This is a genomic window from Burkholderia sp. JPY481 (assembly GCF_038900515.1).
GTDB classification, from domain to species: domain Bacteria; phylum Pseudomonadota; class Gammaproteobacteria; order Burkholderiales; family Burkholderiaceae; genus Paraburkholderia; species Paraburkholderia youngii.
This window is the reverse complement of the sequence record NZ_JAYMRT010000234.1, coordinates 1-253: the sequence shown is the minus strand read 5'-3', so window position 1 is coordinate 253 and position 253 is coordinate 1. Positions and strand designations below refer to the sequence as shown.

At 53.8% G+C, this 253-nt stretch carries 1 pseudogene; it reads right to left on the bottom strand.

From position 1 onward, the window contains the following. Positions 1-130, bottom strand: a pseudogene (locus VSR82_RS40495) (IS66 family transposase); the annotation flags it as partial. Positions 131-253: the final 123 nt, after the last annotated feature.

Sequence of the window (253 nt, the reverse complement as noted above, 5' to 3'; positions counted from 1 at the left end):
GGTTTCGCAAGGAGGTGCACAATGAACGCCCCGTCGCCCAAGGACGTATCTGGTTTTCGACCCAGTTGTTGTCTATGGGCACGTGACCGTCATCGAGATAGCGGGTCAGCGCATCCCATCGTTTAAGTGTATTAGCCGGGACTCGATCTGACAGGTAGTTGGGCCGATAAATAAAGAGTCATCAATGGGGGATGAGTTTCTCCCTGGCGAGTTCCAGCGAATCGAGGAAGGTGCGCATTGGCGTCTTGCCATA